The sequence below is a fragment of the Exiguobacterium sp. s28 genome, assembly GCF_018618135.1.
Classification (GTDB): Bacteria; Bacillota; Bacilli; order Exiguobacteriales; family Exiguobacteriaceae; genus Exiguobacterium; species Exiguobacterium mexicanum_A.
On sequence record NZ_JACSLL010000006.1, the window covers coordinates 66,767 to 87,125 of the forward strand.

At 52.1% G+C, this 20,359-nt stretch carries 26 protein-coding genes and 1 other annotated feature; of the genes, 16 read left to right on the forward strand and 10 right to left on the reverse strand.

Annotated elements, in window-relative coordinates; all coding sequences use genetic code 11:
* Positions 1 to 111: 111 nt before the first annotated feature.
* Entirely contained in the window at positions 112 to 672 is a 561-nt protein-coding gene (locus KNP78_RS08310) for an AAA family ATPase (RefSeq protein WP_214823638.1), read from the forward strand.
* Positions 673 to 705: 33 nt separating this feature from the next.
* Here the strand turns inward: KNP78_RS08310 and KNP78_RS08315 are convergent, their stop codons facing one another.
* Positions 706 to 1,215, reverse strand: a complete 510-nt coding sequence (locus KNP78_RS08315) for a ChbG/HpnK family deacetylase (RefSeq protein WP_371819206.1) — start codon at positions 1,213 to 1,215, stop codon at positions 706 to 708.
* On the opposite strand from KNP78_RS08315, the gene KNP78_RS08320 reads away from it, so the two are divergent.
* Complete coding sequence (locus KNP78_RS08320) at positions 1,208 to 1,582, forward strand: GntR family transcriptional regulator (protein WP_235420213.1); 375 nt, start codon at positions 1,208 to 1,210, stop codon at positions 1,580 to 1,582. The two genes, KNP78_RS08315 and KNP78_RS08320, sit on opposite strands and share 8 nt — an antisense overlap.
* A 379-nt stretch (positions 1,583 to 1,961) precedes the next feature.
* On the opposite strand, the gene KNP78_RS08325 is transcribed toward KNP78_RS08320, so the two are convergent.
* Complete coding sequence (locus KNP78_RS08325) at positions 1,962 to 2,417, reverse strand: hypothetical protein (protein ID WP_034778906.1); 456 nt, start codon at positions 2,415 to 2,417, stop codon at positions 1,962 to 1,964.
* 83 nt (positions 2,418 to 2,500) lie between these two features.
* Here KNP78_RS08325 and KNP78_RS08330 point away from each other — a divergent pair, with 83 nt between their 5' ends.
* The 4 genes from KNP78_RS08330 to KNP78_RS08345 all read left to right on the forward strand — a co-directional run bounded on the left by KNP78_RS08330 (position 2,501) and on the right by KNP78_RS08345 (position 4,616).
* Entirely contained in the window at positions 2,501 to 2,719 is a 219-nt protein-coding gene (locus KNP78_RS08330; RefSeq protein ID WP_034778903.1) for a DUF6440 family protein, read from the forward strand.
* Between the two features lie 63 nt (positions 2,720 to 2,782).
* Positions 2,783 to 3,487, forward strand: coding sequence for an ABC transporter ATP-binding protein (locus tag KNP78_RS08335; RefSeq protein WP_214823639.1), 705 nt, complete (start codon positions 2,783 to 2,785; stop codon positions 3,485 to 3,487).
* Positions 3,484 to 4,257, forward strand: coding sequence for an ABC transporter permease (locus KNP78_RS08340; RefSeq protein WP_214751501.1), 774 nt, complete (start codon positions 3,484 to 3,486; stop codon positions 4,255 to 4,257). The genes KNP78_RS08335 and KNP78_RS08340 overlap by 4 nt, the downstream gene beginning before the upstream one ends.
* Positions 4,254 to 4,616, forward strand: a complete 363-nt coding sequence (locus KNP78_RS08345) for a VOC family protein (protein ID WP_214823640.1) — start codon at positions 4,254 to 4,256, stop codon at positions 4,614 to 4,616. The genes KNP78_RS08340 and KNP78_RS08345 overlap by 4 nt, the downstream gene beginning before the upstream one ends.
* A gap of 35 nt (positions 4,617 to 4,651) precedes the next feature.
* Here KNP78_RS08345 and KNP78_RS08350 read toward each other — a convergent pair whose 3' ends face one another.
* The 5 genes from KNP78_RS08350 to KNP78_RS08370 all read right to left on the reverse strand — a co-directional run bounded on the left by KNP78_RS08350 (position 4,652) and on the right by KNP78_RS08370 (position 8,531).
* Positions 4,652 to 5,161: a hypothetical protein gene (locus KNP78_RS08350; protein ID WP_214823641.1), complete on the reverse strand. Its 510-nt coding sequence runs from the start codon at positions 5,159 to 5,161 to the stop codon at positions 4,652 to 4,654.
* A gap of 136 nt (positions 5,162 to 5,297) precedes the next feature.
* Positions 5,298 to 5,645: a nuclear transport factor 2 family protein gene (locus KNP78_RS08355; RefSeq protein WP_214823642.1), complete on the reverse strand. Its 348-nt coding sequence runs from the start codon at positions 5,643 to 5,645 to the stop codon at positions 5,298 to 5,300.
* The gene (locus tag KNP78_RS08360) at positions 5,635 to 5,976 is read right to left on the reverse strand and encodes a DMT family transporter (protein ID WP_214823644.1); all 342 of its coding nucleotides are present in this window, start codon (positions 5,974 to 5,976) and stop codon (positions 5,635 to 5,637) included. The genes KNP78_RS08355 and KNP78_RS08360 overlap by 11 nt, the downstream gene beginning before the upstream one ends.
* An 11-nt stretch (positions 5,977 to 5,987) precedes the next feature.
* Positions 5,988 to 6,296, reverse strand: a complete 309-nt coding sequence (locus KNP78_RS08365; protein WP_214754102.1) for a DMT family transporter — start codon at positions 6,294 to 6,296, stop codon at positions 5,988 to 5,990.
* Positions 6,297 to 6,482: 186 nt separating this feature from the next.
* The gene (locus tag KNP78_RS08370; protein ID WP_214823646.1) at positions 6,483 to 8,531 is read right to left on the reverse strand and encodes an acyltransferase family protein; all 2,049 of its coding nucleotides are present in this window, start codon (positions 8,529 to 8,531) and stop codon (positions 6,483 to 6,485) included.
* A 145-nt stretch (positions 8,532 to 8,676) separates the two neighbouring features.
* Here KNP78_RS08370 and KNP78_RS08375 point away from each other — a divergent pair, with 145 nt between their 5' ends.
* From KNP78_RS08375 to KNP78_RS08405, 7 genes are all read left to right on the forward strand, one after another.
* Positions 8,677 to 9,249, forward strand: coding sequence for a zinc dependent phospholipase C family protein (locus tag KNP78_RS08375; protein ID WP_214823648.1), 573 nt, complete (start codon positions 8,677 to 8,679; stop codon positions 9,247 to 9,249).
* Positions 9,246 to 9,536 carry a hypothetical protein gene (locus tag KNP78_RS08380; protein ID WP_214823650.1) on the forward strand — a complete coding sequence of 97 codons (291 nt, stop codon included), beginning with the start codon at positions 9,246 to 9,248 and terminating at the stop codon, positions 9,534 to 9,536. Before KNP78_RS08375 ends, KNP78_RS08380 begins: the two co-directional genes overlap by 4 nt.
* Before the next feature lie 554 nt (positions 9,537 to 10,090).
* Entirely contained in the window at positions 10,091 to 11,092 is a 1,002-nt protein-coding gene (locus KNP78_RS08385) for a siderophore ABC transporter substrate-binding protein (protein ID WP_214823651.1), read from the forward strand.
* Positions 11,093 to 11,116: 24 nt separating this feature from the next.
* Complete coding sequence (locus tag KNP78_RS08390) at positions 11,117 to 12,109, forward strand: ABC transporter permease (RefSeq protein ID WP_251128268.1); 993 nt, start codon at positions 11,117 to 11,119, stop codon at positions 12,107 to 12,109.
* A complete protein-coding gene (locus tag KNP78_RS08395) occupies positions 12,106 to 13,182 on the forward strand; it encodes an iron chelate uptake ABC transporter family permease subunit (RefSeq protein ID WP_034778878.1) in 1,077 nt (358 codons plus the stop codon). Before KNP78_RS08390 ends, KNP78_RS08395 begins: the two co-directional genes overlap by 4 nt.
* Complete coding sequence (locus tag KNP78_RS08400) at positions 13,179 to 13,931, forward strand: iron ABC transporter ATP-binding protein (RefSeq protein WP_214754096.1); 753 nt, start codon at positions 13,179 to 13,181, stop codon at positions 13,929 to 13,931. Before KNP78_RS08395 ends, KNP78_RS08400 begins: the two co-directional genes overlap by 4 nt.
* Before the next feature lie 18 nt (positions 13,932 to 13,949).
* Entirely contained in the window at positions 13,950 to 14,648 is a 699-nt protein-coding gene (locus KNP78_RS08405; RefSeq protein WP_214754094.1) for a ferredoxin--NADP reductase, read from the forward strand.
* A gap of 3 nt (positions 14,649 to 14,651) precedes the next feature.
* On the opposite strand, the gene KNP78_RS08410 is transcribed toward KNP78_RS08405, so the two are convergent.
* Together KNP78_RS08410 and trpE are read right to left on the reverse strand one after the other, a co-directional pair.
* Complete coding sequence (locus KNP78_RS08410) at positions 14,652 to 15,230, reverse strand: anthranilate synthase component II (protein WP_214754092.1); 579 nt, start codon at positions 15,228 to 15,230, stop codon at positions 14,652 to 14,654.
* Positions 15,227 to 16,558: an anthranilate synthase component I gene (gene trpE, locus KNP78_RS08415; RefSeq protein ID WP_214754090.1), complete on the reverse strand. Its 1,332-nt coding sequence runs from the start codon at positions 16,556 to 16,558 to the stop codon at positions 15,227 to 15,229. The genes KNP78_RS08410 and trpE overlap by 4 nt, the downstream gene beginning before the upstream one ends.
* 43 nt (positions 16,559 to 16,601) lie before the next feature.
* Here trpE and KNP78_RS08420 point away from each other — a divergent pair, with 43 nt between their 5' ends.
* Positions 16,602 to 17,174 (forward strand): DUF3885 domain-containing protein, encoded by a 573-nt coding sequence (locus tag KNP78_RS08420; RefSeq protein WP_214754088.1) that lies wholly within the window; start codon positions 16,602 to 16,604, stop codon positions 17,172 to 17,174.
* Positions 17,171 to 17,403: a binding site (T-box leader), on the reverse strand. Its footprint overlaps the gene before it by 4 nt.
* A 73-nt stretch (positions 17,404 to 17,476) precedes the next feature.
* Here the strand turns inward: KNP78_RS08420 and KNP78_RS08425 are convergent.
* On the reverse strand, positions 17,477 to 17,758 hold the full coding sequence (locus KNP78_RS08425) for a hypothetical protein (protein WP_052090159.1): 282 nt from the start codon (positions 17,756 to 17,758) through the stop codon (positions 17,477 to 17,479).
* Positions 17,759 to 17,938: 180 nt separating this feature from the next.
* Between KNP78_RS08425 and KNP78_RS08430 the strand changes: the two genes are divergently transcribed.
* Together KNP78_RS08430 and KNP78_RS08435 are read left to right on the forward strand one after the other, a co-directional pair.
* Positions 17,939 to 18,313, forward strand: a complete 375-nt coding sequence (locus tag KNP78_RS08430) for a nuclear transport factor 2 family protein (protein ID WP_034778866.1) — start codon at positions 17,939 to 17,941, stop codon at positions 18,311 to 18,313.
* Positions 18,314 to 18,465: 152 nt separating this feature from the next.
* Positions 18,466 to 19,791 carry an Ig-like domain-containing protein gene (locus KNP78_RS08435; RefSeq protein ID WP_052090158.1) on the forward strand — a complete coding sequence of 442 codons (1,326 nt, stop codon included), beginning with the start codon at positions 18,466 to 18,468 and terminating at the stop codon, positions 19,789 to 19,791.
* Positions 19,792 to 20,359 lie beyond the last annotated feature (568 nt).

The following is a 20,359-nucleotide window of genomic DNA, read 5'->3' on the forward strand; positions in this document are numbered from 1 at the left end:
ATTATATCGACTTAGAAAAGGAAAATGTTAGAAAATGAGGTGGGATATTGTATCTTGTCTCCGATATGGCATGCTAGAATAACAAAAAGCATCCGGAAAGTAGGGAAAACCATGAAATTTGTAGTCTTATTTGGTCCGCAAGCCGTCGGCAAGATGACGGTCGGGCAAGAGCTCGCACGAATCACCGACTTGAAGCTGTTTCATAACCATATGACGATCGACCTCGTCAGTCCGTTCTTCAGTTACGGGACACCGGAAGGGCGTCGCCTCGTCCAACTGTTCCGCCATGAGCTGTTCGACGCGGTCGCGAAAAGTGATTTGGACGGGATGATCTTCACGTTCGTCTGGGCGTTCGACTTGGAAGAGGATTGGGCGTATATCAAACAAGTGACCGATCTGTTCGAGTCGAACGGGGCCGACATCTATTACGTCGAGCTCGAGGCGGACATCGAGGAACGGCTCGTCCGGAACACGACGGAGAACCGGTTGACGCATAAACCGACGAAGCGGGACATCGCCTGGTCGGAAGGCGAGTTGAAGCAGACGGCGACGCTGTACCGCTTGAATTCACGAGACGGGGAACTCGACGTCGACAACTACTTGCGCATCAACAACACACATCTCGATGCGGCGACGGTCGCGAAACGAATCAAGGAACACTTTCAGCTATGACGAAAACGAGCCCCGTGAAGGAGCTCGTTTTTGTTATGCCCACCACCCGGGGCGTTGATACGATGTGAGGAGGTCTTTCTCGATGAGACGTTCGTCGAGGTAAGACGTGACGGTCGGGAGCACGGGATCGAGGTCGGCCGGATGGACCATGACCTCAATCGAGCCACCAGGTTGAATCGCATCGAGCGTGTTAGCAGAGACACCTTCGCCATAGAACGCGTCACTGAACCGTTCGGTCACCCACAAATCCCGGCGTGCGTCGAGTGTCGTTAAGGCCCGAAACGTCGTGCCATATTCTTCAGCGAGATGGACGATGACGTCTTGAAGCGCCGGCCAGCCATGAACGTGGTGATGACTGTCGAGATGATGGAGCGGGAGACCCGTCGCGCGAAACGCCTCGATTTGGGCTTTCCACTCGAGATAGACAAGTTCCGGGTCTGGCGCCACTTCCGTCAGAAAACGATTCGTGTAGCGGAACGTCCCGTCTTCTTTCGTGAGCGGTTGACTCGTCTCGGCGACGAAACAACTCGCAGACGTGTTCACCGTCGACGAACAGGCGCCGATTCAAAAAATTGAGCGGATCCGTCATGCCGACGGGGAGCCGACGCAGTACGAGGTATCGTTCATCCCGTGGCAGATCGCACCGGGCATCACGAAAGACCAGGCCGAGCATTCGCTCTTCCAGACGCTGTCGCAAGTCCATGACGTCCATGTCGCCAAAACGACGGAGTCGCTCGAAATCGCGCTAGCCGATGAGAAAGTGAGTGGGTTGCTCGACTGTCCGCTCGGCACACCGTGTTTCTATATCGAGACGGTGACCGAGGATGCCTCGGGACGCACGATCGAATATTCACGGTCCTACTTCAGAGGGGATAAGACGAGCTTCGTCATCGAGCGGAGCTATTCATGAAAAACACGCCGAGAGTGGCGTGTTTTTTTGTCTGTTTCATCAAACATTTACAAAAAGAGCCTTACATACATTCGACGTTAGAATGAGTATAAGACTCTTCACATGGGCGGTGAGACAGATGAGATATGAAGTTTTTTTCTCACGTTGCTTTAGAAGACACGAGTCGTTTTATAATCATAATCTCGTAAACCTAGTCACTTTTCGCATGAATGACTATGTTTACAAGATTGAACTAGGTCAAAATTGAATAAACCTATTTATTTTTGCCTTAAATGAATAGGTTTAGCAGATAGATGATTTACGATTTACATTACTTTAATGTAAACAAGATAAATTCTGCCTTCGAACAAAGTTACTCACAAACCTGCATGAGGTTAAATCAGTTTTCAAAGAGTTCAGCTTTCTCTTCTTTTGTAAGACCGCTGAAAAACTTCTTATGAACTTTCAATCTTTTTTCTTTTATCGGGAACAGCTTTTCGAACCACGTGACGGCCATTGGGGTATGTTCTGGTTGAGCATTTATTGTCGTCAAAAATCGTTCATACTCCTCGATGATTTCTTCCGTGATAGAGGAGACGTCTTTGTTTCGGCTTACGTAGTCAGCTTCGGCAAGATCTCTTGCGGTGATGCTTGGTGAAATTGTTTTGACGACCCCATACTCGGACGGCATTCTTTTTTCATCAAGAGAGATAAAATAGTAAATGTAGTTTGGTAGGCGGAACAATCCCTTTTTTGTATCTTTCGGTTGCGCGACATAAAGCCAAGCCCCTTTATCGGCATGGCAGTTCCAATCAGGTTCATAGATGGCGACGAGCATTTTGTCATATGTTTTCACGATGCACCTCTAAGAAGGTATTTGTTTTATCATTTCGATTATAAAAGATATGATGAGAAGTAACTAGGGAAAGGCGGGATACAATGCTATTCAAAAAGAAAACAGCAGAAGAAGCGGCGGGAACGAAACGGTTTCACGTCAAGTTGACGGAACAACTGCCGGAACTCGGTCAAATCACCATTCTCGTCGATACGGCCACCGGCGTGAACTATATCCAGACGTGGGTCGGGACCGGTAGTGGCATCACCCCGCTACTCGACGCGAATGGTGATGTTGTGGTCGAGGAAGGGTATAGACTGTGAGTTCAGACAACTTATACATGTATTTTTGAGACAGACATCATGACATGATGGGAGGCGACGCCGATGCATATTATTGAATTCAAGAACGTGAGTCATGGAGACATTTTACATAACGTGACGGGTTATTTTCGGAAAGGACGGATCACGACGTTCGTCGGTCCGAGCGGTGCCGGTAAGACGACGTGCCTGAAGCACATCAACGGCCTGTTATCGCCGGACGCCGGCGCGATTTATTTTAAAGGGGAGAACATCGATTCGATTGACGTCATCGAGTTGCGCCAACGTGTCGGTATGGCGTTCCAAAGTGCGCCGATGATTGACGGGACGGTGTACGACAACATGAACCTGCCGAAAGCCATCTTCGGCGAGACGCTCGAACGTGAGCGGGCGGCGGACCTGTTGCAGAAAGTCGACTTGGGCGGGATCTCGCTCGACCAACCGATCAAGACGTTGTCGGGCGGGGAACGAAGTCGGGTCGCCATCGCCCGGACGCTCGTCAACAAACCGGACGTGCTGTTATTGGACGAGATCACGGCGAGCCTCGACTATCGGACGGTGAAAGAAATCGAGCGATTGATTGTCAGGCTGCAAAAAGACTTCGGGGTCACCGTCGTCTGGATTACGCACGACCTCGATCAAGCCCGCCGTGTCAGTGATGACATGTGGTTTTTGCGAAACGGGGAACTGATTGAGTTCGGCGACGCGACGTTCATCGACGAGTCGGACAACCCGATGATCGGTCGTTTCGTGAGGGGGGAAGAGCTATGACGTTCATCGAACTGATGACCTCGTTGATTTTCGTCGCCATCCCGCTCGGTTTGGCGCTGTTCTTAAAACTCGGACTCGAACGCGACATCTTGATTGCGACGGTGCGGTCGATTGTTCAGTTGCTCATCATCGGCTATATTTTGACGTTCGTCTTCGAGAGCGACAGCCCGGTGTTCATGTTGCTCATGATCCTGCTCATGATTGGGGCGGCGACACAGAACATCATCAAGAAAGGGGACGGCATCCCCGGCATCACATGGATGATTCTGCTCACGCTCGTCACGGTCGAGACGTTGACGATGGGCCTCATGCTCGGACTCGGCATCATCCCGTTCGAGCCGGAGAAAGTCATCCCAATCAGCGGCATGGTCATCGGGAACTGTATGGTGTTGTCGCTCCTGTTCTTGAACAAGTTCAAAGACGAGGTCGAGCGGAGCGATGAAGTGATTGAACTTATCTTGTCGTTCGGCGGCACACCGAAAGCGGCGATCGAGCGCAGTTTGAAGAGCGCCATCCGCACGAGCATGATCCCGACCGTCGAGGCGCAGAAGACGATGGGGCTCGTCCAACTCCCGGGTATGATGAGCGGTCTCATCATCGGCGGGGCCGACCCGATGGAGGCCGTGTTGTATCAGTTGCTCATCTTATTTCTGATCTTGACGACCGCGTCGATCTCGGCGGTCATGGTCGGCTATCTCGCGTATCCGCGCCTGTTCAACCAAAAACTTCAGTTCGTGGGGTTGACGTATCGAAAGGGGAAAACGACATGATTCAAGGCATCCATCACGTGCAAATCACGATCCCGAAAGGGGAGGAAGCCCGTGCCCGTGCGTTTTATTGCGGCGTGCTCGGTCTTCCAGAAATCGAGAAACCGGCGTCGCTTCAAGGACGGGGCGGGTTTTGGCTCGAGGTCGGCGACCGTAGCGTCCACGTCGGGACCGAGGACGGGGTTGACCGGCTGTCGACGAAAGGACACGTCGCCTACGCCGTGACCGATTTGGCGGAATGGGGACAGAAGCTCGAGGCGGAAGGGATTGAGCGGCTCACGGGTATCCCGATTCCTGGATTCGACCGGTTCGAGTTTCGCGACCCGTTCGGCAATCGAGTCGAGATGATTCAAGCCCTCTGAATGGAGAGTGCCCGCTGTGGGTGCTCTTTTTTCGTTCAAGAGATCCCGAACAGTTCGGTGACAGCTTTCCAATTGGAAGGATAGGCGTTGCTGCCACTATGCTGGTGCAACAGTTTGCCGTGACGGTTCACGGTGAAGTTCCACTGCGTCCCGTCCATCGTGAAGCATCCTTTCTCTTCGAACACTTCAGGCCAGCGATGGGAGACGAGCGACACGAATCGCTCATGGACGCGGAAGGCATCTGTTTCGTTGTACCAACCGGACTTGGGGATCGCCGTGCTCAAGTCAAACTCTTCGCGCCAGATGATTTCCCGTTTGACCGCGCCATCTTCAAAAAACGTGAAGGTGGACTCGTTATGGACGCCGAAGCCGCCGACCGTGAACGTGACGGTGACGGTCGGTCGTTTTTTACGGATGGCATCGAGCGGGATGGTCGGCTCGAACGTCAATTTCGCTTCACGCGACGCTTTGAGGGCCAGTTGTTCTTCTACGGAACGCCTCGGACGAACGGATTGAAACCATTGCTTTTTTGTGTGTTGACTCATGTTCATCTTCCTTTCACCTCATCGGATGGCTTGATTATAAGCAAAATGAACATGAGAGGTATGTACAAAAATGAACCAGGTATGATGAAAGGGAGTGTCGATTGGGACACGCCCTTTTGAGGTGACGTATTTAGTGTCAAGAAGGCGGAACGATTGTCCCTTGATGGAAACGCATCTTCCACTGGCCATCAACGTTCACCCAAATCGAACTGCGCAAGGCGATGTGTCCAGTGGAGTGGTCTTCGGTCCGATACGTGGCCAGGACGACGTCGTCTTGAACGCTGTCCAGTGAGAAGTCGGATAAGGTGATGTGAATCTCGCCGAGGTCCATTGTGGCGGCAGATGCCGTCCGATATAACATGCGCCCCGAACTGCCGATTTCAAAAAACTCATCCGTGAGTAGACGGTGCAAGTGCTCAGGTGATGTGCGTACTTCGGTCGTCAGCAATGCCCGTTCCTGTTGTTCAATCAAGTCAGCCAGCATGGGGTTGCTCCTCCCGCTTTCCAAGATTCATGACGATGACGCCGAGCACGATGACGATCAGGCCGATGCTGTTCAAGGTCGACAGCACTTCACCGTACACGAACACCCCGATCAGCCCGGTCGCGACCGTGCCGAGTCCGGCCCAGACGCTATAGGCAATGCTGAGGGGGATGGTCTTCAAGACGATGCCCATCAACGTGAACGAAATCGCGAAGCTGATTAAGAGAACGAGACTCGGGAACAGATTGGTGAATCCGTCCGACAGCTTCAACATCGACGTCCCGAGCACTTCGAACGCAATCGATAACAGTAAGATTCCATATGATTTCATGATTTCCCTCCTCATAGTTTCATCAAGACGAGTCCGACGATGACAAGCCCGATGCCGACAACGGTCTGAATCCGGACTTGTTCCTTGAAGACGAGGAAGCCGATCAGCGCCGTCGCGGCCGTGCCGACCCCGCTCCAAAACGCATAAGCGAAACTGAGCGGGATCGAGAGGAGGGCGAGCGACAACAAGTAAAATGCCGTCACGTAACCGAAGGCGACACCGAGAACGGGCAGGCGGCTCGTTGTCGTCGCGTTCAGCTTCAACATGCTCGAACCGAACAGTTCAGAGACGATGGCACCGACGAGATAGACGAAGCCCATATCAACGCATTCCTTTCATTGGAGCGTCGCCTAGATTGCGAATCATACGGATGGTGGTCCGGAATAAGGAATTAATTTTTAGCATGTGCTTCCTCCTCGTTCTATTGAAAATCAATAAAGTCATTGTAGTCGAGATTTGAACGTGAACACAAACAACGCGCCCCTCTTCGTAGAGGAGCGCGCATGTCAGTCGGTTTGCGTTGCGGGTTGTTTTAATTGTTGGAGCAAAGCCATCAAATCTTCACGAACGAATGGGGCAAGCGTCTCATTGAACGACTTAGTCATATGGTTACTGTCGACATAACCGACGACGTTACCGATGACCGGGCGGCATACGTCTTCTTCACAGATGTAATCCGAGTAGTCGTAATAGTAGACGTTGGACGGTTTGTCGGCCAGCTGATCCCAGTCACTGACAGCTGGTAACGTCTTCTCGCGGTCAACGCTACATTCATCGGCGTTACGGCCGAACTCGGCGAGACAGGCCGGGACTCGATTGTCGAAAAACGGCGTGTCCCGAATCGCAAAGATTGGAATATCGAGCGCTTCGAGTTGTTTGAATCGTTCGACGTAACCTTCCGGCACACCGATGTTCTCCTGATGTCCGATATCGGCCATCGTGATGACGAGGTCGACGTCCGCCTCGACGATAGCATCAACGATTTTCGTGTTCCATTCGTTACATTCCGGGTAGTTACCGATGATGCCCGTGCTGAAGCGGCAAGCGCTCTTCGTCATATTGACGAGGTGAATCCGTTCGTCTTTGATGAACGTATTGAGCGCCGGATGCCAGTGGCTCGAGTGCGAACCGCCGACGAGGGCGACTTTATAGAGTGGGTCTTCCGTCTCACCGTAATCGCACGTCAACACGTTCGTCTCCGGTACGGGAGCGTGACAGCCGTCCCAGAACGGTTCTGAGCGATCGTTGACAATGTCCGCATCAAATGGGATGTACGGGAGTTCTGGTGTGTTTGCGAACGTATCCGTGAAGACGAGGCCACCCGGATAGTCCGGTGACGTGGCGAGCGAGAGCTGTTCACTCTGTTCGGCCTCGATTTTGGCCTGCCAAGCGACGTTCATCACGAGGACGGGCAACATGAACGCGATGAGCGTCCCGACGACTTTCGGATGATAGTTCGTCTTCGTCTTGAGTGTCCGGACCGGGCGCTCGATGATGGACGTCGTCACGTAGGACAACGCAAGCGAAATCAATATGATACCGACCCCGTCCGCAAGCGAGACGTCGGTCGCCCCTTTCCAGACGTAATAGAACGTCAGGAGCGGCCAATGCCATAAATAGAAGCCGTACGACAGGCTGCCGAGCTTCGCGAGCGGTTTCGAGCCGAGCAAGCGCTCGACACCGTACGCACTCCCGTTTTCACCTGCGACTAAAATCATGACCGCGGCGAACGTCGGCAAGAGGGCGACGTAACCCGGGAAGACGCCACCGACGTCTAAGAGGAGACCCGTCGAAACGAGTGTGGCCAGCCCGAGCCAACCGACAATCGTCGAGGCGAGCGGAGCGAGTCGGATTTTCGAGATGACCAAGAACAGGATACCGCCGAGTGAGAACTCCCAGACGCGAGCGAACGTGTCAAAGTAGGCCCATGGTTGATTATGACCGGTCATCCAAACCGAATACGCGAACGATGGGATGAACACGGTGATGAAGATGGCTAGTAGCTTGGGTCGAATGTCTTCTGTTTTGCTACGCTTCACCCAAAAGATGGCGAGGGTGATCAAGAAGAACCAGATCACGTAAAACTGGGCTTGAATCGACATCGCCCAAAAGTGTTGGACCGGACTCTTGTCATTTCCTGCATCCAAGTAGTCAACGGCACTGAAGGCGAGCTCCCAGTTTTGAAAATAGAGGGCCGAGGCGAACAGTTCTTGAATCGTCTGTCCCCAACGCACGCTCGGTAAGAAAAAGTAACTAGCGATGGTGACGGCGGCCAAGACGAAGAACGCCGCCGGAAACAGCCGTTTGAACAAACCAAATAAGTAATCAAAGAAGTTGACGCTCCCAAGACGACGATAACGTGACAAGAGGGAGGCCGTGATGAGGAAGCCGGAGACGACAAAGAAGACGTCGACCCCACCAGACACTCGTCCGAGCCAAATGTGATAAATCGCGACGAGAAGCGCCGCGACAGCACGAAGCCCCTCGATTTCAGGCCGAAACTTCTTCGGGCCTTTGCCCGCAGTGTCAGCGACAGGTGTAGTGGTATGTGACATTAAAAAACTCCTTATCCCTATATCAAAATACGACGTGGTTATTTTGCACTATTTTCCATAGTACCATAATGGATAGAAGTGGCAACTGATTTTTAGAGCCGAATCGGTTTTGGATGATTGATTGAAAAAAGAGGGAGGGGCACGAATGGGTTCTCATCTGATGCATCTCGTCATTGCGAACGAAGTATGGCCATATTTAGAGGGTATTGATCAAACGACATTTCTGTTAGGGAATCTTGCACCCGATGCGTCAACGGCGAAGGAAATCACACATTATTATGCGGGGCGACATGAGGATTTGACACGTCGGCTCGACATCGAACAGTACTGGGTGGACAGTGCGAACGAGAATCCATCGTTCCGGCTCGGTTATTATTGCCACCTCGTCGCGGACGAGATTTGGCTACAAGGTTTCTACAAGGGATGGCTCAAGCAAGTCATCACGAATGACCCGGAAAAGCAGGCGATGTATTATGCCGATTTTGATGCGTATAATGCACGCCTAGCTCAACGACTAGGTGTCTTCGATTTCACTTCGTTGAAAAATCATGCGACGAATGAACTACGTGAACTCGTCGTGAAAGTCGAGCGGGATGCGGAGGCGACAGAGGAAGGGACGTATACGATGTTTTTGCCACACCAGCTCGATAGTTACGTCGAGACGTGCATCCTTCGTTGCCGACAGATGGTCCAACAGAAGAGTGAGGTGATTACATGATTCGACGCCACTATGCGCCGCTCTACGTAACGTTTGGACTTTCGATTCTGACAATCGTGGCGCTGTTCACCTTGAACGCTCGTTTTTTTCCGAATTTGGACTTGATGACGGCCATCTGGGTGTATATCGCTTTAGATATCGCCTTGATCGCCACATTGATTTGGGGCCTATTCTCGAAAGAGAAGACGGTACGTGTGTTCAGCCTCGTTGGGAATCTTGGGTTGATCGTGCCGCTATCGATTTGGATTTTTCTGTTGTTGCTTGCTAATGGGATTTCGGAAGCATGAGGGGTGATAAATCAAACGTGCCATTTTTGATGCGTCCTGTTCCGTTTTTCATCTTGCTCGCATTGTGCGGACCGCTCGCATTAGCGCTTGTCTTGATTTATTGGCGCAATTTGCCAGAAGATAGGCGCGGTCCCCATATGATTATGTCTATCTTGTTCTCACTCATGTTCATCTCAAAAATTCTTCCGAACGGTATTTTGCAAATCATCGTCTTCTCACTCACATACACACTTGTTTTATTTATCACCTACAGCATTTGGGGTCGGAAAAGAAAACGAGAAAAAGAATAGCCGTATAATCTGGAAAGTAGCCACACAAGCTGCTTTCTTTTTTTGTTTGCATTAGATAGAAAGAATAATATTTCCATTTCCAATTTGAAAATTTGGCATTGCACAACCTTTTTTTGTTTGTTATGCTTCTCAATGAAAACGATAATGATAATCATTATCAGTGAGAAAGCGTCAGTATCCATACATAGAGCAGAATCGTGAAACGGTTGCGGACTCACTGAGAAGGTCGTCATTCAAAAACAGATACACAGGGAGATGGAAAGAATGGGGAAATGGAAAGCAGCAGTCATGCTCACATCAATCGTCTTCACGCTAGCCGCATGCGGTAGCACGGACGAGACGAAAGACGCAGGAAGCGCGGAAGCGGAGACAGCACCGAAAACAGTTGAAATCACGGACGCACATGGAACAATCGATGTGCCTGTCAACCCGGAGAAGGTCGTCGCGCTCGACAACCGAACGTTCGAGACGCTCTCAGATTGGGAAATCGACTTGGTCGCCGCCCCAATCGGATTGATTCCAGCGGACTTGCCTTATAAAAATGATAAAGACATCGTGGACGTCGGGATGCACAATGAACCGAACTTAGAAGCGATCGCCGGTGTGGATCCGGATGTTGTCATCGTCGGCCAACGATTCGCCGACTACTACGACGACATTAAAAAGTTGGTACCGGAAGCAGCCGTCATCGATTTGAACATCGAGCTCCCGGAAGATGCGGGCACGCCAGGTGAAATCTTGGTCGAAGGCTTTGAGACAACGACGCGCTCACTCGGACAAATCTTTGAAAAAGAAACGGAAGCAGATGAGCTCATCGCGAGCTTCGAAGCATCGATTGACAGTGTGAAAGAGGCATACGACAGTGAAGACACGGTGATGTCAGTCATCGTCTCGGGCGGAAATATCGGCTTCTCGGCACCGAACACAGGACGTGTCTTCGGACCGATGTATGACATCTTTGACTGGACACCAGCCCTCGAAGTAGCGAAAACGACAGGGGACCATCAAGGGGATGAGGTCTCGGTCGAAGCGATTGCCGAGAGTGACCCGGACTGGTTGTTCGTCCTCGACCGTGATGCGGCCATTTCAAGCATGGAAGACGCAGTGCCTGCAGCGGACGTGATTGATAACGCACCGGCGCTCCAAAAAACGAAAGCCGTGACAGACGAAAAAATCGTGTATGCGCCGAACGATACGTACATCAACGAGTCGATTCAAACTTATTCTGAACTATTCAACGATATCGCAGCCGCGCTTTCGAAATAAGGGAGTCACGTTGTGCAAAAACCAATGACAGCAAGGGTTGAGACATTGTCTCAGCCCTCCTTTTCTAACATTTGGACGAAGTCCTTTATCGTAGCAATGCTCGTGGTGTTCATATTGGCGGGCCTTTCGCTCGTGACCGGCGTCTATGACATTCGTCAAGAAGGCGGGTCGGACATGTTTTGGATCACCCGCGTTCCGCGCACGGTCGCCATCATGTTGACCGGTGCCGCCATGGCGATGTCGGGGCTCGTCATGCAACTGATCACACAGAACCGTCTCGTCGAACCGACGACGACAGGTACACTCGAATGGGCGGGGCTCGGCCTGCTCGCTGTGTATCTGCTCGTCCCGGCTCCGACGCTCATGATGCGGATGACGGGGGCAATCGTCTTTTCATTCATCGGAACGATGGTCTTCTTCTGGTTTCTGCGTTCGGTCAAACTCCGCTCGTCGTTGATTGTCCCGATTATCGGACTCATGCTCGGGGCGGTCGTCTCGGCCGTGTCGACGTTTCTCGGTCTATTCTTTCAAGCCAGCCAGACAATCGAAGGTTGGTTCGTCGGGTCGTTCGCATCAGTTCAGGTCGGACGGTATGAATACTTGTGGCTCATCATCCTCGTCACGTTCTTCATCTTCATCCTCGCGAATCGGTTGACGCTCGCTGGTCTCGGCGAGGACATCGCGACGAGCTTAGGCGTCAATTACAATCGTCTCATCTTGATTGCGACGGGATTGATCGCGCTCGCGGTCGGGGTCGTGGCGACGGTCATCGGTAATCTGCCGTTTCTCGGGCTGATCGTCCCGAACATCGTCTCGATGTTTCGCGGGGACGACCTCCGCAGCAACTTGCCGTGGGTATGCGTCATCGGGATGGGAACGGTCCTCGTCAGCGATTTGATTTCGCGGACGATCATCATGCCGTTCGAATTGCCGGTATCGCTCATTCTCGGTACGGTCGGGTCAATCGTATTTATCGTAATTCTCTTGAGACAACGGAAGACGGGAGGGGTACGATGAGCACACTTATTGAAAATAAGACGAAGCATCGGGAAGCATACGATGTTGATGGTCGGTCCGTGCATACAGACGATCGGTGTGCGACGGCGTTCCGTTCGAAACGAGAACAGCGCCGCTATTGGTTGTTCCTGGCCTTCTTTATCGTCGGGGGACTGCTCTGTGCGTTCGGGTTACTCGTCTACAACAATCCGGTCCCGTTCGACTCACCGTCGTTCGTCCCGGTCGTCGAGCGTCGGGTCGTCGCCGTCATCACGATGGCGATCGCCGCGCTCTGTCAAAGCTTGGCGACGGTCGCGTTTCATTCGGTGACGAACAACCGCATCATCACGCCATCGTTACTCGGGTTCGACGCGCTCTACTCGACGATTCAGACGAGTATGATCTTCTTCTTCGGTGCAGGGGCATTAATCGGTTTTTCGGGAACCGGTGCCTTTTTGACCCAAGTTGGCCTCATGGTGCTCATGAGTCTGCTCTTGTACGGCTGGCTCTTGTCCGGGAAATACGGCAACCTGCAACTGATGCTTCTCGTCGGGATTATCATCGGGACGGGATTGAATTCGGTGTCCTCGTTCATGCGACGCATGCTCGCCCCATCCGAGTTCGACGTCCTGCAGGCCCGTCTGTTCGGATCGGTCATGCATGCCGATGCCGCCTACTTCCCGATCGTCATTCCGATTGTGATTGTCGTCGGGACGTTGTTGTATAGTTTCTCGAATCGCTTGAATGTCGTCGCACTCGGGAAAGACGTGGCGACATCGTTCGGGGTGAACCATCGCCGGAGCGTCATCTTTACGCTCGTCTTGATCTCGCTTCTCATGTCGGTATCGACGGCGCTGATTGGACCGTTGACGTTCTTTGGATTCTTGGTGGCGACGCTCAGCTATCAAGTGGCAGCGACGTACGATCATAAATACGTGTTTCCGATGGCGTTCGCGCTTGGATTCTTCGTGTTGACGAGCGCGTATTTCTTTATGTATCACATTCTCAATACACCGAGTGTCGTGTCCGTCATCATCGAACTGTTCGGCGGCATCATTTTCTTGGCAGTCATTTTAAGGAGAAAATCGCTATGATTCAATTGGAACAAGTACAAAAATCGTATTCGGATGATGTCCAAATCGGACCAATCAATCTTGACATCCCGAAGGCCGGCTTCACATCGTTGATCGGACCGAACGGGGCCGGGAAATCGACGACGCTCATGATGATCGGCCGTTTGCTCGATTTAGACGCGGGTCAAATCCAAGTCGCCGGGATGGACGTGTCGAGCACGAAATCGAAAGACTTGGCGAAAATCGTCACGATTTTACGGCAAGAGAATCATTTCGTGACGCGTCTCACCGTCCGTCAGCTCGCGGGCTTTGGACGCTTCCCATACTCGAAGGGGCGGTTGACGCAAGAGGACGAACGGATCATCTCGAAATATATCGACTTCCTCGATCTGACGTCGCTCGAGCATCGCTATCTCGATGAATTGTCGGGCGGACAGCGCCAACGGGCGTACGTCGCGATGGTGCTCTGTCAGGAGACGGAATACGTGCTCCTCGACGAGCCGCTCAACAACCTCGATATCGCTCGCTCGGTCCAGATGATGGAATACTTGCGGCACGTCGCCGACGAGTTTGGACGGACGATCGTCACGGTGCTCCATGACATCAACTTCGCGGCGAAATATTCGGACCGCATCTGTGCGATGAAAGACGGGAACATCGCCGCCTTTGGTACGGTCGAAGAGATTATGGACGCCGACATCCTATCTGACATTTTTGAGACGAAACTGGAGATCATTCAAGGACCGTATGGACCGATCGCGGTCTATTAATAGAAGGAGGGGATCAGCATGCAGATTTATTGGACACCAATTCAACAAGTCGTGCAGGAAGCGCGAGATACATACACGTTCAAACTGGAACTGCCCGAGGGCTTCACGTGGGAAGAAGGCGCGCACACGCACTTCGCGCTCGAAGGCTTCAATCAAGAAGACAAACCGAACCGGACGTTGATTCGGCACATGTCGATCTCGACGTTGCCGCATGAAGGCGCGATTGGGATCACGACGCGGGTCAAACCGGAATGTTCGACGTTCAAATCAATCTTGCGTGACATGAACATCGGGGACAAGGTCGCCATCTTCAAGACGCATTCGAACGTGCCATTGAAGCGGGAAGGGAAGAACGTCTATCTGTTATCGTGCGGGGTCGGCATTGCGACGTTCCGCCCGCTCGTACTCGCGTATTTGGCGAACGGGGAAGGTGTGCCGCACCTCCACTCGTTGAACGTCGACTCGTCGAAAGAATATTTGTTTAACGATGTGTTCGCGTCAACGAATGGATTCACGGCCGAGTTCGTCGACAATCGTCCGGACTATTACCAGCTGGTCGAGACGCTCGCCGCAGACAAAGACGGACTGTTTTACCTTGTCGGCAGCGATGACTTCTTGCATGAGACGATTGCCAAATTGCGTCAAAATGGCGTGACGCCGGACCAAATCATGCTCGACAAACATGACTTCCAAATGGAAGATTTCTTGAAGGCCTGACGCTCAGACCGAGGACGCGTTCCTCGGTCTTTTTGCATGGCACAAGTCGACGAAGCGCTTGAACACGTCACGTCCGTTTGGCGTTCCAGTCGATTCGGGATGGAACTGGACACCATATGTCGGGTGCTCGGGATGTTCGAGCGCCATGATGACCTCGTCATGCGTGCGAGCGGTCACGACGAGGTCCGTCTCCAAGACGACGAGCGAATGGTAGCGCATGACCTCACTCGGACTCCCGTCGAACAAGACGCCCGGGGTCGTCTCGATCACGGACGTCTTCCCATGCATGACCTGTTCGGCCCGACCGACCGTGCCACCGAACGCCTCGGCGATGACTTGATGTCCGAGACAGACGCCAAGGATGGGGATGGTGCCGGACAAGGTGCGGACGACATCGAGCGAGACACCGGCATCCAGGGGGCCACCTGGACCCGGAGAGATGATAATTCCAGCCGGATTGAGGTCGCGAATCGCGTCGATTGTCAGTTCGTCATTGCGGACGACCAAGACGTCGCTGAACCGGGCGACATCTTGATACACGTTATACGTGAACGAGTCGTAGTTATCGATGAGTAGAATCATGCGAACACCTCCAGTAGGGATTTGGCTTTATGCAACGTCTCTTCATATTCTGACACCGGGTCCGAGTCGTAGACGATGCCGGCACCGGCTTGGACATAGGCCGTGTCACCTTGAACGACCATCGTCCGAATGGCGAGGGCGAAATCATAGCCGCCCCGGACGTCGAGATAGCCGACGGCCCCGGCATATACTTCGCGCTTCACCGTTTCCAATTCGTCAATCAGCTGCATCGCTCGAATCTTTGGGGCGCCCGAGACGGTACCGGCCGGGAGACAGGCCCGCAGCGCGTCAATCGGATTCAAGTCGTCGCGCAGTTCACCTTCGACCTCGGAGACGAGATGCATGACGTTTTTGAAGCGCTCGACTTCCATCTGTTTCGGTATCGTGACCGAGCCGACTTTGGCGACCCGGCCGATGTCGTTGCGACCGAGGTCGAGGAGCATCCGGTGCTCGGCGAGTTCTTTCTCGTCTTGAATGAGATCAGCAGCGTGACGCACGTCTTCTTCGATTGTCTTGCCGCGGGGGCGGGTGCCGGCGATCGGGTTCGTCGAGACGCGATTTCCCTCGACGCGAACGAGACTCTCTGGTGATGCCCCGAGGACGATCACCTCGCCGAGATCGATATAGAACAAATACGGGCTCGGGTTTTGTTTCCGAAGCGTCCGGTAAAAGTGGAACGGATCGCCGGTGAACGTCGCGTCGATGCGTTGGGACAAGACAAGTTGGAACACCTCTCCGGCGAGGATGGCTTCTTTCGCCTGCAAGACGCGTTCGACGAACTCCTCTTTGCCGGTCAACACGCGTTCACTCGTGCGGACGACGGGGGCAAGTTCGTGTGTCTTCGCTGTCTCGAGGGCTCGTTTGACGTGGTCTAGCCGATTTGTAGCATCATCATTTCCAGTGTCGATCACGATGACCTGCTCTTCGACATGATCATAGAGAACGACCGTCTCATATCGTTGGAACAAGGCGTCCGGCAAACCACGCGTCTCGCTCGGGGTATTCGGGATCGGTTCATAGACGCGCTGCATGTCATAGCCGATATAGCCGACGGCACCGCCGATGAACGGATAGGGGGCGTCCGGTGTGTCCCGCGCAACCAGTTCCGACAACAAGGCGAGCGGATCTTCCGTGTGCATCGTGCCGGATGCGTCGGTCACTTCGTTGCCGTTGGCGCGAATCGTCTCGACTGGGTTCGAAGCGATGATCGAGTAGCGGCCGTGCTTGCCTTCGGCGCGACTCTCGAGCAACACTTTTCGTTTACCTTCTAAGCGGTGGAAGATTGCCACCGGTGTCAGTTCGTCGCCGTTGATGATGAGTTGTTTCATATCGATAACCTCCTTATAATTTGAGAGAAAAGGGGAAACTATGATGCACATCTTAAAACCGAATCAATTCTCAGGAGATGCGCTCACTGAGCACATCGAGCTAGAAGAAGAATTAAGTCCGTTTCTCGATCAATCGGATGAGTTGAATCAAGCGTATTTCGATGCCGTGATACGAAAAGCGAAGGGGTTGTTCGACACCTTGTTTCCGAACGGTGAGGGCTTCACGCTCGTGTATCATGTTTATGGTGATCACCCGGGCAACACCGGTATGTTTCGATTGATTCGCGACAAATCGCTCCGCTTTCAGACGGCGTTGATTCGTTCCGAAGAAGAGGAGGAGACGCTCTGGACGTATATCGTGCCGATTGCTGATCGAGACCAGATCCGGATGTCTCGTTTGTTGGAGGCGATTTGTCACCAAGACTTTCAACCATTGAGACCACGACTGCGTGGCTGGGCCATGTCGTATCCTGCCGTTCAGTTCATTCATCAGGAAGCAGGACATGTACTATTTGTTTATGATGACCGTGGTGCCTATATCCGCGGGACATCACCCGAACACCTCCAAGCAATCAAACAAAAAATCTCCCCGCCCCTCATGCCCGATCGGACATGAAGGACGAGGAGATTTCCCCGTGTTGCCACCTTCGTTGAGAGACTTCGCGCCTCCCCACTCATCGCGAACCATCATTCGCTGTCCTCGGTAACGGGAGGACCCGTCAGAGCCTACGTATCGGTCTGAACGCTCAAAAGCCCATTCACGTGCAACACGTCACCGGTTCACATCGACCACCGGCTTTCTGGAGACGTATCTTCACGCTACTCTTCTTTCTCATCGCGAGTTCGTATGAATGTTATCGTTACTTTAACGGGCTGAAGTCAGAATGTCAATATCGAAACTGTCAGAATGATTAGGGCTCAGGAATGTTTTTCTATCTGGCGCTCGGTCTTCCGTTTACTGAGAAACGTATAGGCGATGAGAAACGAGGGAATCGGGAAAAGCCAATTCCAAGACGATGGAGAAGTGAGCGTCCCGTAGTACACGAGGCCCATCGTCATTTCAATTGCGAGATTGAGCACCAACGTGATGAGCGGGGCGATATAAGCCTTTTCGAATCGTAACGCGATGAGGACACCGGTCCCGATGGTGAGGATAGGGACGATGACGAGTTGCCAGATGAACGGGTCGATCAAATCCATAAGCATCGTCCTTTCTAAATGGGATAAATTGTATATTGCTAAGTATACAGGGAATAGGGGATAAGAAAAAGAATAGTACCGATGTGGTTACGTACAATCGAATAATTGAGACGGCCATTACGAGTGGGACGACTCGAGCATACGAGTATGTTATGATGGACGCGAAAGGTAGGTACATCAATGGAAACAATCAACTTAAAACAACTTTCTGACGAACGGGCCGCGCTTCAAGTCAAGGGCGACCTGGACGCGATGCGCGGCATCATGCACGACGAGTTTCGTTACGTCGACTCGAGCGGACGTCAGTTCGATAAAGAAACGTTTTTAGATCAGTTCGTCGACCCAGCGTCGGTCCAGTGGATCACGCAGGAGACCGTCACGTTCGACGAGACGGTAGCAGGCGAGATCGCCCTCGTGCAACTATTGCTTGAAGAGCGTTTCATCCTCGGAACGAACGCCTACGAAGGCCGGTTTTGGGTGCTGCATGTCTATGTGAAAGAGAACGACACGTGGCTTTGGCAAGGCGGCCAGGCGACGATGATTCATGAAGTATGATAGGGAGGACTGCTTTGGTACATCCAAAGCAGTTTTTTTATGAAATCATTCACCTGATGTTTAAAAAAACGAACTTTTTCTTAGAGATGTTATTACAATAAAATAGGGAAACCAACCAAAATAATGATAAACCTAGATAATGGAGGAAAGTCATGAATCATTCATCGTATTTAAAGTTGTTCTTAGCCGGTTCGCTCATCGTCTCGCCACTCTTGCCGCTTCAAGCACAAGCAGAAGGCTCGACGACAGAAGAGCCACCGGTCGTCGAGACGGTCGACGTCACGGCGCCACTTGCACCGGTCGTCTCGACACCGCTCCACACGTCGAAATCAATCGTCATCGAAGGCGAGGCCGGTACGACAGCTTTGATTGGCATCAACAGCAAAGTGTATACGCGCGTCGTCACAGAGGCAGGAACGGCTCAATTCAACATGAGCCCGCAGTCGGTCGGAAAAGTCATCTCGGTCAGTTTGCGTGACGCTGCCGGAAACGTCAGCGAGACGACACAAGTCGTCGTCGCGGTCGATCCGGCCGCACGTCCGGCGACGCCGAAAATCGGCACAGTCAACAGCACGGCCCGTCACATCGTCGTGACCGGTACACCGGGTGCAAAATTGACGCTTCAAGTCGGGAACGCGACGTACACGGCACGTTATGACGCGAAAGGCGTCTATCGCCGCACGACAGCAGTCCTTCCGATCGGCACGGTCATCCGGGCGACGACAGTCGACGCGAAGGGGGCGACGAGCCTCACGCGCTCGACGAAAGTCATCAAAGACGGTCGTGCCCCGATGCGTCCACGCGTTACGCAGAGCGTGACGACGACCGCAACGGCAATCACTGGTACGGCCGAAGCGTATGCAACTGTCTATGCGAAGATTGGGACGAAGACGTATAAAGCCCCAGTCATGTCGACCGGGAAGTTTGTCATCAAGATCCCGAAACAAAAGCTCGGACAACCGATTGAGTTGTATGTAGTAGACGGAGCCGGCAATAAAGGCGGCGCCCTCAAGCTCGGCGTGCAACATGCGCTATACAACAAGTTCTATCGTTTGCCTGGCCAAATCACGCTTCATAAAGAGGTGTTCGATAGCGAAGGGGACGTCCGCTACGCTGAGACGTTTGCGCCTGTCTTCTTCGGGAAGCCATCAAAAGCGAATATGGCGTTTCTCGTCGACATCGAATCAGACGAAGGTTACCTCGATATGGATACGCTCCGCATCCAAGTCGGCAGCAAGTCATACAAAGTGAACATTGACCCGGAAGAGGTCGAGTACATGGAGTATGAGGATGGTTCGGTTGGGGAGTGGTACATCTTTGAGCCGGATGCAAAACTCATTCAGTTCATCAAAACGAACGTCCGTCCACAGAACCGGATTATCGTCACGGTGGAAGGCAGCGAAGGAGTCGTCAAATGGCCGCTCTACGCTGGCGAGAAACGCGCCTTCATCGAATCACTCAGCTACGCTGGATATTAAAAAGCAATACTTCAGATCGCCCTTCTCAGGAAGGGCGATTTTTGTGTGTGATCATTTAGCAAAATGACAATACAAGAACCATACTCCGATTTCTCGATAACCATTTACTGGATATTTTCTGTCGTATTGAAGAAAAAACGTCTCACCGGCTATGAATCGTCCATATTCATCTGACCCAAAAGTCCTATTCGAAAAGCGTAATTCGTGTCGGACGAATCAGTAGAAGTTCTTAATTGGTAATGAATTGGTTTATTAAAAAACATTACTCACATAATTAAATGTAAATTAAAGGTAATATAGGTTTATTAAATGTAAAATCCAAAACGATAACTGGAAATTATATTTTAATCATTCATTTCATAAAAATCGAATCCGATGACAGAAGTCTGATCTTGATTAAAAACGTTGATAGCGCTTACTTTGTTGATTTTATGCGATTTTAATCACACTGGTAATTCTGAATGGGCGTCTTGAATATTCTAAATAAAAATACGAAAATGCATTATCATTTCCCTTTTTCGATAAAAAGTCGCTTGTTTCAATTGGAAACGTTATGTATATTATGGAT